This is a genomic window from Acinetobacter sp. Tol 5 (assembly GCF_019702905.1).
Classification (GTDB): Bacteria; Pseudomonadota; Gammaproteobacteria; order Pseudomonadales; family Moraxellaceae; genus Acinetobacter; species Acinetobacter bereziniae.
The window spans coordinates 2,334,256-2,347,948 of record NZ_AP024708.1 but is presented as its reverse complement, the minus strand read 5'-3'; the positions used below and the strand labels follow the sequence as shown (position 1 = coordinate 2,347,948).

General features: G+C 36.2%; 15 protein-coding genes. 11 read left to right on the top strand and 4 right to left on the bottom strand.

The window, feature by feature from the left end; translation table 11 throughout:
• Positions 1 to 133: 133 nt before the first annotated feature.
• The 3 genes from TOL5_RS10870 (at position 134) to TOL5_RS10860 (ending at position 2,783) form a co-directional block, all read left to right on the top strand.
• Positions 134 to 1,570 (top strand): cytochrome ubiquinol oxidase subunit I, encoded by a 1,437-nt coding sequence (locus tag TOL5_RS10870; protein WP_004830850.1) that lies wholly within the window; start codon positions 134 to 136, stop codon positions 1,568 to 1,570.
• Positions 1,570 to 2,574, top strand: a complete 1,005-nt coding sequence (cydB, locus tag TOL5_RS10865; RefSeq protein WP_004830849.1) for a cytochrome d ubiquinol oxidase subunit II — start codon at positions 1,570 to 1,572, stop codon at positions 2,572 to 2,574. The genes TOL5_RS10870 and cydB overlap by 1 nt, the downstream gene beginning before the upstream one ends.
• Before the next feature lie 101 nt (positions 2,575 to 2,675).
• On the top strand, positions 2,676 to 2,783 hold the full coding sequence (locus TOL5_RS10860) for a DUF2474 domain-containing protein (RefSeq protein ID WP_085944238.1): 108 nt from the start codon (positions 2,676 to 2,678) through the stop codon (positions 2,781 to 2,783).
• 370 nt (positions 2,784 to 3,153) lie between these two features.
• Here the strand turns inward: TOL5_RS10860 and TOL5_RS10855 are convergent, their stop codons facing one another.
• The 3 genes from TOL5_RS10855 to TOL5_RS10845 all read right to left on the bottom strand — a co-directional run bounded on the left by TOL5_RS10855 (position 3,154) and on the right by TOL5_RS10845 (position 6,140).
• Positions 3,154 to 3,900, bottom strand: a complete 747-nt coding sequence (locus tag TOL5_RS10855; protein WP_221260312.1) for an IS5-like element ISAbe13 family transposase — start codon at positions 3,898 to 3,900, stop codon at positions 3,154 to 3,156.
• A gap of 165 nt (positions 3,901 to 4,065) precedes the next feature.
• Positions 4,066 to 4,827 carry a DUF805 domain-containing protein gene (locus tag TOL5_RS10850; protein WP_042087029.1) on the bottom strand — a complete coding sequence of 254 codons (762 nt, stop codon included), beginning with the start codon at positions 4,825 to 4,827 and terminating at the stop codon, positions 4,066 to 4,068.
• Between the two features lie 395 nt (positions 4,828 to 5,222).
• Complete coding sequence (locus tag TOL5_RS10845; protein ID WP_199995645.1) at positions 5,223 to 6,140, bottom strand: LysR family transcriptional regulator; 918 nt, start codon at positions 6,138 to 6,140, stop codon at positions 5,223 to 5,225.
• Positions 6,141 to 6,248: 108 nt separating this feature from the next.
• On the opposite strand from TOL5_RS10845, the gene TOL5_RS10840 reads away from it, so the two are divergent.
• The 6 genes from TOL5_RS10840 to TOL5_RS10815 all read left to right on the top strand — a co-directional run bounded on the left by TOL5_RS10840 (position 6,249) and on the right by TOL5_RS10815 (position 11,541).
• Complete coding sequence (locus TOL5_RS10840; protein ID WP_199995644.1) at positions 6,249 to 7,487, top strand: acyl-CoA dehydrogenase family protein; 1,239 nt, start codon at positions 6,249 to 6,251, stop codon at positions 7,485 to 7,487.
• Positions 7,488 to 7,619: 132 nt separating this feature from the next.
• The gene (locus tag TOL5_RS10835; protein ID WP_121775622.1) at positions 7,620 to 8,741 is read left to right on the top strand and encodes a phosphotransferase family protein; all 1,122 of its coding nucleotides are present in this window, start codon (positions 7,620 to 7,622) and stop codon (positions 8,739 to 8,741) included.
• Complete coding sequence (locus TOL5_RS10830; RefSeq protein WP_004830828.1) at positions 8,738 to 9,436, top strand: histidine phosphatase family protein; 699 nt, start codon at positions 8,738 to 8,740, stop codon at positions 9,434 to 9,436. Before TOL5_RS10835 ends, TOL5_RS10830 begins: the two co-directional genes overlap by 4 nt.
• 41 nt (positions 9,437 to 9,477) lie before the next feature.
• Positions 9,478 to 10,221: an SDR family oxidoreductase gene (locus TOL5_RS10825; protein WP_004830827.1), complete on the top strand. Its 744-nt coding sequence runs from the start codon at positions 9,478 to 9,480 to the stop codon at positions 10,219 to 10,221.
• A gap of 203 nt (positions 10,222 to 10,424) precedes the next feature.
• The gene (locus TOL5_RS10820) at positions 10,425 to 11,138 is read left to right on the top strand and encodes an SGNH/GDSL hydrolase family protein (protein ID WP_221260716.1); all 714 of its coding nucleotides are present in this window, start codon (positions 10,425 to 10,427) and stop codon (positions 11,136 to 11,138) included.
• Positions 11,139 to 11,226: 88 nt separating this feature from the next.
• Positions 11,227 to 11,541 carry a hypothetical protein gene (locus TOL5_RS10815; RefSeq protein WP_004830825.1) on the top strand — a complete coding sequence of 105 codons (315 nt, stop codon included), beginning with the start codon at positions 11,227 to 11,229 and terminating at the stop codon, positions 11,539 to 11,541.
• Between the two features lie 97 nt (positions 11,542 to 11,638).
• On the opposite strand, the gene TOL5_RS10810 is transcribed toward TOL5_RS10815, so the two are convergent.
• A complete protein-coding gene (locus TOL5_RS10810) occupies positions 11,639 to 12,001 on the bottom strand; it encodes a hypothetical protein (protein WP_221260715.1) in 363 nt (120 codons plus the stop codon).
• Between the two features lie 332 nt (positions 12,002 to 12,333).
• On the opposite strand from TOL5_RS10810, the gene TOL5_RS10805 reads away from it, so the two are divergent.
• Both TOL5_RS10805 and TOL5_RS10800 read left to right on the top strand, forming a co-directional pair.
• Positions 12,334 to 13,035 (top strand): hypothetical protein, encoded by a 702-nt coding sequence (locus TOL5_RS10805; RefSeq protein ID WP_174764403.1) that lies wholly within the window; start codon positions 12,334 to 12,336, stop codon positions 13,033 to 13,035.
• 99 nt (positions 13,036 to 13,134) lie between these two features.
• A complete protein-coding gene (locus tag TOL5_RS10800; protein WP_221260714.1) occupies positions 13,135 to 13,638 on the top strand; it encodes a hypothetical protein in 504 nt (167 codons plus the stop codon).
• Positions 13,639 to 13,693 lie beyond the last annotated feature (55 nt).

The following is a 13,693-nucleotide window of genomic DNA, read 5'->3' as shown; positions in this document are numbered from 1 at the left end:
GGTTAATCGTTCAGAATGAAAACATAAAGCAACAGACTATGGCTAAATTTCAGGCGTATGCTGATCTGGCAAAACAAAAAATATTGCGAGAAGCATTCAATACTCAACCTTTATCTATGCATAAGGTGATGTCATGAATTTAGGATTAACAGCTTTAGAATTGGCACGTATACAGTTTGCCTTTACAGTGTCTTTTCATATTATTTTCCCTGCAATTTCAATCGGATTGGCAAGTTTCTTGGCAGTTTTAGAATGGCGCTGGCTCAAGACAAAAAATCCTGTATATCAAGATTTATTTAAATTTTGGGTGAAAATTTTCGCTGTAGCTTTTGGGATGGGCGTCGTATCAGGCGTTGTCATGAGCTATCAGTTTGGAACCAACTGGAGTGAGTTTTCCCGTGTTGCAGGTTCTGTCACAGGTCCTTTATTGGCTTATGAGGTACTCAGTGCATTTTTCCTTGAAGCTGGCTTTCTTGGAATCATGTTGTTTGGTTGGGGACGTGTAGGTCCACGGGCGCATTTTTTTGCAACTGCAATGGTTGCGGTGGGTACCTGTATTTCAATGTTTTGGATTTTATCCTCAAACAGTTGGATGCAAACGCCACAAGGTTTCACGATTGAAAATGGCATTATCGTTCCACAAGATTGGTTCGCCATTGTCTTTAATCCTTCATTTCCATATCGCTTAGCACATATGGCTGCTGCCGCATTCCTAGTTTCAGCATTGTTGGTTGCAGCGACCGCAGCATGGCATTTACTCAAAGGTCGCCGTGATGCTTTGGTCAAAACCTCATTTTCTATGGCAATGTGGATGATTTTAATCCTTGCGCCATTGCAAGTTTTAATCGGTGATAACCATGGTCTAAATACCCTGAAGCATCAACCTGCTAAACTTGCGGCGATTGAAGGACATTGGGAAACCAATAAAGGTGAAGGTATGCCTTTATATTTATTCGGGATTCCTGATATGCAGGCTGAAGAAACTAAATATGCAGTCGGTATTCCAAATTTGGGTAGTCTGATCATGACCCATACGATGGATGGTGAAGTCAAAGGCTTAAAAGAATTCGCACCTGAAGATCGTCCTAATTCGACCATCGTGTTTTGGAGCTTCCGAATCATGGTTGGGCTAGGGATGCTGATGATTTTACTTGCAGCATTTGCTTTGTTCTTACGCAAGGGCGGTAAGCTATACGAAAACAAATGGTTACATCGTTTTGCTTTTGTGATGGGACCATCGGGTTTTATTGCCTTGCTTGCAGGTTGGTTCACCACTGAAGTTGGTCGTCAGCCGTGGGTTGTGTATGGCGTGATGCGCACGAAAGATGCTTTATCACCTGTATCTGCTGAACAAGTCGGTCTAACACTGATTATTTTTGTAGTGGTTTACTGTGTTGTTTTTGGAATTGGCATCTACTATATGTTGAAACTGATGCATAAAGGTCCGCAATTTATTTATTCAACACCTGAAGGTCAAGCACATAGTGAAGAAGCTGTGATTCTTGCATCGAAACGACCACTGACCAGTGTAGATGAAAGTGTTGATTCAAACGAACAGGAGCCTAAATAATGATTGATTTATCTCTGATTTGGATTGTCATTATTGCCATTGGTGTATTTATTTATGTGGTTCTGGATGGTTTTGATTTGGGAATCGGAATTCTGTTCCCATTTTTCAAGGATCAACAAGAACGTGATGTGATGATGAATACGGTTGCCCCTGTCTGGGATGGTAATGAAACATGGATGGTTTTGGGTGGGGCGGGTTTATATGCTGCATTCCCGATGGTCTATGCCACAGTATTATCCGCACTTTATATGCCAATTATCTTGATGGTGGTGGCTTTAATTTTCCGTGGCGTGGCTTTCGAATTTCGTTTCAAAGCCAATAGAACCAAACATTTATGGGACAAGGCTTTCATTGGTGGCTCAATTCTTGCCAGTTTTTTCCAAGGTATGATTTTAGGTGCCTATATTCAAGGGATTAAAGTTGAAAATCATATGTATGCAGGTGGTGGATTAGATTGGTTGACGCCGTTCACGATTTTTACTGGGTTTGGTGTGGTTGTACTGTATGCTGCTTTGGGTTGCGCATGGTTGATTTTTAAAACTGAGCTTGATTTGCAACATCGTATGTATCAACTCATGCCGAAGTTAGTGATTGCATTATTACTCATTTTTGGCGCTGTCAGTATTTATACACCAATGGCACATCCTGAAATTGCCGCACGTTGGTTTAGTCAGCCTCAATTGATGTATTTCAGCCCTGTACCAATTTTGGTGGTGATCTTTACTGTTCTGATTTTACGTGCATGTAAACAACATAATGAACTCAGTCCTTTTATCTATACCTTAGCTTTGGTATTCCTTGCTTATACTGGATTTATCATCAGTCTATGGCCCTATGTTATTCCTCCATCTATCACGATTTGGGATGCTGCAGCGCCACAAAGCAGTCAATTGTTTGCCTTAATTGGTGCTTTAATCTTAATCCCCATTATTTTGATCTATACCGGGCTTTCATATTGGGTGTTTAGAGACAAAGTGCGTATTGGGGATGAGGGTTATCACTGATTCATGCAATAAACCTTTTAGAAGATAGAAAACTCAGCGATTTAAATTGATCGTTGGGTTGATTGAAACCAGATACATTGTCAGTAGCGAGGTCGTGAATTTTGAAACTTTCTCAAACACAGTGGTTTATTTTGTTATGGCTTGGTGGTTTTTTAACGTTAGCCATCATTGCAGGTTTTTTTAGAATGTTGATTCAATGGGCATATTAAATTTTAATTTTTAGAACAAATGAAAATGAGGAATTTATTCCTCATTTTTTATTTAAATCAATAGATCTTTTTCATATATTCAATCCGTTGGAAAACTCATAGCGTAAATTATAATTTCTCTTGATCAATAAAATCTATGCGGTCAAGCTATTGTTGAATAATATAAAGCTTCCATTGCCACGCTTTATATCTAAAGTTTAAATAGATTTGCGTAGGTGATGTATCACTCATGCGCTACAAACCAATCAATGCTTTGTTCTTTTTGTTTAGATAAAAGATGACAAATTTTTTCGTTGAGTAAGACGCCGTGAAAATCAAGCTAAATTTTCTTTAATTAGGGTCTGTTGACATTTAGGGTTCATAATTTAACCTACAAGGGGAGCCATAAAAATATACAAGCTAATGCAACAGAACTTTCATAGTTCCGTTTTAACTTGTCGTATCGAGTGGCTATCCCTCTAAATTGCTTTAACCTACAAAACATATTTTCTACTAAGTGACTGATTTTATATAAATACCAATCCATATGGTCATTGTTTGATTGGCTATTGGATTTTTTAGGTATATTCGCTTTTGTTCCAGTTGCTCTAATCTGCTGTCTTAATGGCTCTGAATCGTAGCCTTTATCTGCACATACAATCTCTGCCTCATTTAAATTGAGTTTTGAAATTAAATCAGGTGCGACCTTAACATCATGTGTCGTTCCATCAGTAATAATGAAATCAATAGGATTCCCATTTGAATCTACAACTAAATGTATTTTGGAGGAGTTTCCTCCAGCACTTTTAGAGATTGCCTGATCAGCGATACCCGCTGAATGTTGATGAGCGCGAATATGAGAACCATCGATGAACAGCCATTCCATATCTGTATTCAGCGATAATAATTTAAATATAGTGAGTAACTTACCACTGCTAGACCAACGATTAAAACGTTTAAAAATAGAGTTGGGTTGTCCAAAGCAAGTGGGGATATCACGCCAAGGGCACCCAGTTCTAATCCTATAAAGAATCGCTTCAATAAAATTTCTTAAATTTGAGTTGAGATGAATGGATAAATTACGCAAAATAGCTTTCAACTTTTGCCAGTGTTGATCTGTTAACATGGTACGAGGCATAGCGAATAGTAGAATTGGGTTTGGCGATTTAATTTTACTACTTCGCTATTTTTTAATCTAAAAGTGTCAACACACCCTAACCAATCTGAAAAATTGAAATAATGATTATGATTGCTCAATAAAAAAGAGGTCTTGATTAGACCTCTTTTAAATACTTAGGAAGCATTATCTTTGATTGACTTCTTGTGTGTTGGAATGAGTATCTTCATTTTCAGTTTGATTTGCTGCTTCAGTGCTTTGTTCAGAATCATGTGCTGATTGTTCGATCTCATCACTTGTTTGTTCGAGCTCTTGAGCTGCTTGCGCAAGTTCTTGTTCTAAGTTAGACGTATCATGCTCAGTCATTTCCATACTATCCATGCTTTGTGGCATGCTGCCTTGCATTGAAATCATCCATACTGCAATCGAACCATATGCCACAATAAAAATAGCTAAGAAAACAGCATATAAGCTACCGAGTAACTTTTCTGTTTGTTCGGTTTGTCGTTGCGGACCATAGTTATTATTGCCCTCAGTACCTTTGGCGCACATCACATATATACCAAAGAAAATATTCACAAGAGGAATTAAAAATAACAACCATAGCCAGCCGCTTTTATTTAAGTCATGGATACGTCGGATCGCGATACAAATATTGACTACGGTAAAAGCAATAACCACAACAACAGCGAGGAAAATAACAAAATAGCCTAAGCCAGATTGCAATAAAGCAGCTGGATTCTGACTTCCTGTTTGCATGAGCGCGACAACAGCAATACCAGCAATAATAAACAGTACACATGTATAGAGCATACTGATAATAAATAACCAAGCAAGATAAGACAGGCGACCAAAACGCCCTTTAGGTGAAAATGGGTTATCTTTATTGGGGGTAAACGAAGCAGGGTGGGGTTGAGACATTGAAGTCTGAGTTTCAAGAGGATTCATAAGTTTCCTATACGTTGTTTTTATTAAGAATGTTTAAATTTTCGGCGCTATTTTAGTCAAAAACAAAAATATAAACAAGGGTAAATAAGCAATGCTAGTCATGTTGATCTAAATAGCCTAAGCATTTTAGATATAATATTAATCGTATTAAACTGGATAAGCGACTAAAAATACTTAGTTTTTAATCTGGCGAATTCAAATTAATTAAAGATGCACATTCTCAACAATAAATTTTGATGTGAGCAAACAACTCAACATCCGTAAATGATTTAAATTTTAAATTTATGTTAAGGACCAAAAATAATGGAATAACTAAAATGAACGAGATCATGACTTAATGAGGTATGAGTTAAGTCTTAATGATGTTTATATAAAATTTTCATTACTAAAATAGCCTAAGCAAAAATTTTAAAAATTTCATCTCTTAAAAAAGTATGTCTAGAATTTTCACATAAGGCTTGATGCCAATAGATGCCCATATTTAAAACAGGTAAATCAACTGGAATATCAAAAACATGAATACAATCTTCAATATTCAGATGCGACAAAATCTGTTTTGGAATTGTTAAAATCGCTTCAGGATATTGTGCTAAAACTTGCAGCGCAGTTGAGTAATGCTGACAGCGTAAAAAAATTTGTCGATTATACTGTTCTTTATTCAAATATATATCTTCCAAGAGCACACCTGTACGGCGTGAAGACACTCCAATATGCGGTGATGAAAAATAAAGCTTACGATTCATTTGCTTATGTTGGCTACACATCACAAACTGATCTTGAACTAAGTTTTGATAATTAATTTTTTCACCATAGTTTTGTTCTAAATCAATCACAAAATCCACTTGCTGTGTAGCCAAATCTACAACAACATTTTTACGATCTAATTTCGTGCTTAAAAATTGGATGTTCAAGTTCAATTTCTGAAAATGTTGAATTAAGCGGGGGAAAATTATCGGTTCAATTTCATCATGTACAGCAACCCTCAGTGTTTGTATTGAATTAGGATCAAATATTTGTTTTTGTTTAGAAATATCTTGAAAAGAAAATAATGCATTCTGCACAGTGGGATAGATCTGTTCAGCAAAAGGTGTAGGTAACATTTTACTGCCTACGCGTACAAATAGATCATCTTGCAAATGTTGTCGTAATCTTTGTAAGGCATGACTTGCAGCGGATTGTGTAATAAACAAGACTTTTGCCGCTTTAGAAATACTTTTCTGCTCATAGATGGCGATAAAAAGGGGATATAAATTAATATCAACATGATTGAAAATTGATAGGTCTAGATGCGTATTATTATGAATCATATTCATAGTCTGATATTGAATTAAATCATTTGGTTCATAATAAATTTTCAGCTAATGTAAAGTAAAGGTCGTTATCCAAATATTGATCAAAAGATTTTTACAGGAAGATAAAAAATGTTTGAGCTTTCAGCACGTGCAAAAGAATATGTCGAACGGACCAAAGCGTTTATTGAAAATGAAATTGAACCTGTAGAAACAGAATTTTGGAATGAAGTTCATCACCTTAACCAAGGCAGTGACTGGACAACGTGGCAATGGCCAGCACAATTAGAAGTTCTTAAAAATAAAGCAAAAAAAGCAGGGCTTTGGAACATGTTTCTGCCACATCCAGAACTAGGGGCAGGCTTGTCAGTGCAGGAATATGCCCATATTGCTGAACTGTCTGGACGTAGTTTACTAGCACCAACAGTATTTAATTGTAATGCTCCAGATAGTGGCAACATGGAAGTGCTTTGGCGCTATGGTTCAGAGCAGCAAAAACAACAATGGCTTCAACCTCTATTAGAAGGCAAAATTCGTTCAGTATTTTGTATGACAGAACCTGCTGTTGCTTCCTCTGATGCAACCAATATGCAGGCAACAGCTGTGGTGGATGGTGACGAAATTGTCTTAAATGGTCGTAAATGGTGGTCTTCAGGTTTAGGCGATCCCAATGCCAAAATTATTATCTTTATGGCGCATACGCCTGATGTAAATAAAGACCGTCATCATCAACACTCAATGGTTCTGGTCCCAGTAGATACACAAGGTGTGAAGATAGAACGTATGTTACCTGTATTTGGTGACTATGATGCACCACATGGTCACGGTGAAATTAGTTTCAATAATGTCCGTGTGCCTGTCAGTCATTTTATTGGCGGAGCGGGACAAGGTTTCGAAATTGCACAAGGTCGTTTAGGTCCTGGTCGTATTCATCATTGTATGCGTTGTATTGGCGCTGCAGAAAAATCCCTTGAATTGATGATTGATCGAGGTATGAGCCGCAGTGCTTTTGGTAAAGAAATTTTGAAACTGGGTGGAAATTTAGAACGTGTTGCAGAAGCGCGAGTAGCGATTGATCAAGCTCGACTATTAACATTGTACGCAGCCTACAAAATGGATACTCAAGGTAATATGGCAGCACTTACTGAAATTTCTGCAATTAAAGTGGTTGCTCCCTCAGTCCTTGAAAAAGTGGTGGACATGGCGATCCAAATTCATGGGGGAATGGGCGTTTCTCGCGATACCCCTTTAACTGGCTTTTTTGCACAAGCACGAAGCTTACGTTTAGCAGATGGACCTGATGAAGTTCATAAAGGAATGATTGCAAAATTAGAATTAAAAAAACGAGGATATGCTTCAAAGAAAAAGTAACAGTTTAATGATTGAATGCTGACTGTTTTATCTTAAAGATGTTATACATAAAACGGTCAGTATATAAAATCAAACTTAGCTTACGGTTCAAAGTTTTTTTGATTTAAAACAGAAAAAATTCAGGGAAAAAGCATGTCAGTTATTGATGTTGGTGGAAAAGTACGTGAAGGTGAAGAACTTGACATTCGTGCAGTTGGCAATTGGTTGATCGAGAATGGCTCTGAAATTATCGGTCCAGTAGAAGTTACGCAGTATTCTGGTGGTGCTTCGAATTGGACCTATCGCTTAAAATATAGCAATGCAGATTTAATTTTGCGTCGTCCACCTAAAGGAACAAAAGCGAAATCTGCACATGATATGGCACGTGAGTATCATGTACAGAAATGGCTCGCAGCTTATTACCCAGTCTTGCCTGAAATGGTTGCACTTTGCCAAGATGAATCAGTAATTGGATGCGATTTCTATGTGATGAAACGCATTGAAGGAATCATTCCTCGTGCCAAACTTCCGCCTGAACTTGATTTTAATGAACAACAGGTTCGAGAGCTATGTGTCAATGTTCTTGATAAGTTGATTGAATTACATCAAGTTCCTTTTAAAGGTACTGAGTTGGAAAAGCTGGGGAAAGGTGATGGTTACTGTCGTCGTCAGGTTGAAGGGTGGGATGGACGTTATGAAAAAGCACATACCATCAATGTACCAAGCTTTAAATTTGTTCGTAAGTGGTTAAATGAAAATATCCCTGCTGATTCGACCAGTTGTGTGATTCATAATGATTGGCGTTTTGATAATGTCATTCTTGACCCTCAGCATCCGACACAGGTGATTGGTGTACTGGATTGGGAAATGGCTACCATTGGCGATCCTCTTATGGACTTAGGTTCTGCATTGGCATATTGGGTTGAAGATACAGACAATCAAATCTTTAAGTCTACTCGCAGACAGCCCACTCACCTTAAAGGTATGTTTAGCCGAAAGGAAGTGGTTGAATATTATTTAGAAAAAACAGGTCTAAAACCCGAAAATTGGGCTTTCTATGAAGTCTTTGGTATTTTCCGTTTAGCAGTCATTGCACAGCAAATTTACTATCGTTATTACCATAAGCAAACGGATAATCCAGCATTTAAAGATTTTTGGATTGTGATCCATGCTTTACATATTCGTGCTCTAAAGTTGATTGGTATGCAGAAAATTGAAGCCAATGAAGTTGCTCAGAAATACATTGAAAAGTTTAAGGAAATTTTAGGGAAATGACCACAATCTATTTGGTACGTCATGGGCAAGCATCATTTGGCGCTGAAAGTTACGATAAGCTCTCTCCAAATGGTGAATTACAGGCAAAGGTATTGGGTCAATATTTCGATAAAATTTTGAAAGAAGCGCCTTATGTGATTGCAGGCTCCATGCAAAGGCATCAACAAACAGCGCATTTTGCTTTAGCTGAAAGTTTTCCAGATGTTGCCGTTGTCACTGATCACAATTGGAATGAGTTTAATCATCAACAGGTTTTTGCTCAATATGACCCACGTTTTAATGAACCTCATTTGCTTAAACAAGATGTGGCTAAAGAAAAAAGTCCTCGTGCTTATTTAGCCAAGATTTTTGAAGGGGCAATCAATCGTTGGACGGGTGGTGAATATCATCATGAATATGACGAATCCTGGCCAGATTTTAAGAATCGAGTCGAAGGTGCATTGCAAAATCTATGTGATGATTTAGCCAAAACCAAACCTCGTTATGCAATCGTATTTACCTCTGGTGGAGTAATATCAGTTGTTGCAGGTAAACTTTTGGAATTGAATCCAAACAAAACATTCGCACTGAATTGGGCAATTGCCAATACCAGCCTGACGACATTACGTTTGGTGGGTAATGAACCGCAATTGCTCAGTTTAAATGAACATCATTTTATTAAGGTTGAAGATCCACAGTTATTGACATGGATTTAAGACCACACTGAGAAATATAAAAATTATTCAAGGAATTTATCATGGCAAAAACGATTTTAATTACTGGCGCAAGTTCAGGAATCGGTGCAGGAATGGCACGGGAATTTGCACAAAAAGGCTATAATTTAGCAATCTGCGCACGGCGTTTAGAAAGACTTGACAGTTTAAAACAGGAATTGGAATCTAAATATGGCGTCAAAGTCATCACGAAAGTCTTGGACGTGACCAATTATGAACAGGTATTCCAAGTCTTTCGTGAGTTTAAACAAGACTTTGGAAGCTTAGACCGAATCATTGTCAATGCAGGTGTTGGTGAAGGTCGACGTATTGGAAATGGCAAGTTTGAAATTAACCGAGCGACTGTTGAAACCAATTTTATTTCAGCTTTGGCACAGTGTGAGGCAGCAGTCGAGATTTTTCGTGAACAGAAATTCGGGCATTTGGTGGTGATTTCTTCAATGAGTGCTCTCCGCGGTATGCCTAAACACTTGACCGCTTATGGTGCCAGCAAAGCAGGAGTGGCTGCCTTGGCAGAAGGAATTCGTGCTGAATTAATTGATACCCAAATCAAAGTCTCTACGATTTTTCCAGGTTATATTCGTACTGAAATCAACGAAGGTGCAAAAAAACTACCTTTTGAAGTTGATGTTGAAACAGGCTCACATTTACTGGTTAAAGCGATTGAGAAACAACCTGTTAAAGCTTATGTTCCACAATGGCCGTGGTTACCAATAGGACTTGCAATGAAAGTGTTGCCATTAAAATTGGTGAATAAATTAGGTTGATTCATTTTACTTTTAAACTGTGATTAGCATTCATTACTCAAAAGACCCTAACGGGTCTTTTGAGTTTATCGTTAAAAGAAAACAAGTGTTCATAAGAACTGGATTACTTTAATTTACTTTTAAACCTATGCAAGAACTAGGACAGTATAAATTGCCTTTGGCGATGATGGATATTCAATCTATTGAATTTTATGGGTATTGTTATGTTTTTGAAATTTTCAACATTTGTACTGGTGCCTGCTTTACTTATTCAGGGTTATCGAGTCAAGAAAAACACACCAAGATTACCTGAAGCTCAAGGGCTGCGAAGTGGCGTTTTGGGTACTGGTCAAGCTTTATCGATTTTGATTTTAGGCGATTCTGCCGCAGCAGGTGTTGGTGTTGAAAATCAGCAACAAGCATTATTGGGTTTAATTTTAAAGGAAGTTTGTACAGATTTCGAAGTGACTTATCGACTTGAAGCAAAAACAGGGGATACCACTTTACAAGTTTTGCAGAGAACCAAGCAGTTAGCAAACCAACAATTTGATGTTGTGATTACATCTGTTGGCGTCAATGATGTGACAAAACTACGTTCCCCGAAAAAATGGATACAACAGCAAAAACAGTTTTATGCCACCATTGAGTCCAAATTTAAACCACAATTGATTTTGGTCACTGGTGTACCACCAATGAATTTATTTCCAGTTTTGCCAAATCCATTAGCATGGTTGTTTGGAAAATACTCAAGCAAGATGAATGAAAAATTAGCTCAATTTATTGAAAATAATAAAAATTACCAGTTAATTCATTTTGATTTAGCCCATTTTAAAGCCTTAAATTTGCAAATGGCGAGTGATGGATTTCATCCAAGTCAAGACATCTATCAACTTTGGGCAAAAGAGATTTCACAGTATATTTTTGACAAATTCTTGTGATAAAATGATTGAAATTCAAAAAGAATATAAGATATGAATTATTACTCAAGAACTCTCTATTAGGTTTTAACTACCTAATGAGAGAAATATGGATAAACTGAAACGGCTTAAACAACAATATGTAAAAGTTGTTAAAAAAGGTTTAACTGGTGATTATGATGATGAAATTTATCCACATCGCCGAGATACTTATTATCGCCACTACAGCGTTAAGCAAGAAAAAAGTAGTTTTTTCTTACACGAAATTGAGTATAGATCTTATTTTCTTAAACTAAGAAAAAAACGCGGTAGAGCATTAATGTGTTCCTGGACCACTGAGCATACACCTGCTTTTTGCTATGGTGGAAAAAACTGGAAACATAACTCAAAAAGGAAACATCAATACTATCGTGAAAAGAACTAAAGAATAGGGAGCCAAAAGCTCCCTATTTTGTATTCCAAACGTTGAATATTTAACATTTTTATACCAAATTATTTCAAAAAAACTCAATCACGATAAATCACGATGGTGTATTTTTGCATTCGATATTTTCTTTTTCCTTGTAATAACTCAAAGCGATGTTCAAATCGGATAGCAGTTTGGCTTCTGTGTAATTTTCTGGATTCAATTTGAGTAAACTCGGCATGTAATTTGTTTTGTATTCCTTAGGATAATCTACACATACGATTCTTTTTTTATCATCTAATGTAGTATTTGGATCATCCAACTGATCAAGATATTTACTAATCATTTCATCTGATTGTTCAAATTGTGCAGTCACCGTAGGGCGATCTGTTTGCTTAGACATATTTTGATCAGGCTCTTTGCTACAAGCGGAAAGAACGAAGATCATCAATAATGTGGTAACGAATTTACTGTTCATAATAGATTGATTTTTAATGTGAATAAGAAATTATTGATAAATATTCAGTTAACTAGTCTTTCGACAATTCTTTAAAAACTTAACTATTAAATAATTTATCAATTTGTGCAATGATTTTTATTACCATAACTTGAATTTGTTACAAATTCAAGTTTTTTGACTATATTATTGGAAGTTTCATATTATGAGGACATGACGAGCTAAATTGATTTGATTTATTTGAGGTTAAATTTCACTCAGAAGCATCATTCGTGAAGAAATTTCTAAGCAAAAGTTTATTTTTGTGTTAATTGTGCGTATCGTATTCCCCAAAAGATTAAGGGGGATATTTCATGAAAAAATTATTAATGATCGCTATAACAACTTTAGCATCAAGTGTTTCTTTTGCAGAAAATTTACAATGCGAAAAAAGCTATGAAATTTTTAAGCAGCAAGGTGATAAAGAAATTGAAATCTTAAAAAATGGCACACTTGATGACATCATTCATTATTATGATCAGATTGAATATGATCGTAAACTAAAGCCTAATCATCAAGGACAAACCTTTTCATCTGGTGAGTGGATCAGTGATGCTAAATATAGAGAAGATGTAAAAATTCAACAGGATTTAGCTAAAGATGATTCTTATAAAAATATTGATTTTTCATTGCTAAAACCAAAGTTAAACTATATCTCTAGCGTTGGGGAAGTTTGTGTGGTTCCAATTCGATCGCAAGATGAAATGTTTAAAAAAAATATGCAGACCCAAGCAGATGTTATCTTTGTTCGTGATCTTAAAACTAATGATTGGAGAAGATTTATTTATCTAGGGATTGAAGATAAAAAGGATTTTAATGAATTTTTTCCAGATTTCCCAAAGAATATAAAATTATCTAAGACATTGATCAATAATCAAGATTTTGCTGAAAGTGCTTCTGAATTTGCATTGTTAATGTTAGAAGAAATGGGGGCTGAAATTACGCCTGAACTAAAAGAAGCAGTAGAAGCTCAATCAGAGCCTTTCAAAGTTAAGTTAAAAGCGAATGGTTATTGAGCTTTATTGTATATTTTGTATTTAAACCACCTACGGGTGGTTTTATTGGATAAGTATAACAATTGATAAAGTTGTTTTATTAAACAAAGATAGATACATATGAGATTGTTTTTACTCCTAATTGCACTACTGTTAAGTGTAAATGTTTATGCTGGCACCGATGGTTCAAAAACGGAATTTGAGTCAATAGAGGCTCTTGAAGCTTTATTATTAAATGCGGGTATTATCAACCAAGATTATAAAATTGTAGATAATCAGGCTTTTGATGACTATCTGCTTCAAGTATTTTTAAAACAAGCCAATCAAGGTCTACCTTATAGGATCAATAAATATGTTGAATTAAAGAAGATTCGAATAGAAGGGCGAAATTTGATTACTTATATTGAAATTGATGATGAATCAATACAGTTTATCCCTAGGTTTTACTCTGATGAAATCCAATCTACGCTTAAATGGGGTGCCTGTAACGATGACATAGGTTCAAGTCGCGTTTTTAAACAGGCTGAAGGATTCAAAAAAATTCAAATTTTGGGGAGTAAGCAGGATCCTGAATTGTTTAAATTCGAGATGTTTTTAAAGCAGTGTGATGACATATATAATTAGGGGCTGAGCAAGTAATAATGTTAAGATCACAGCAGAATCCTTAAATTATTTCTTA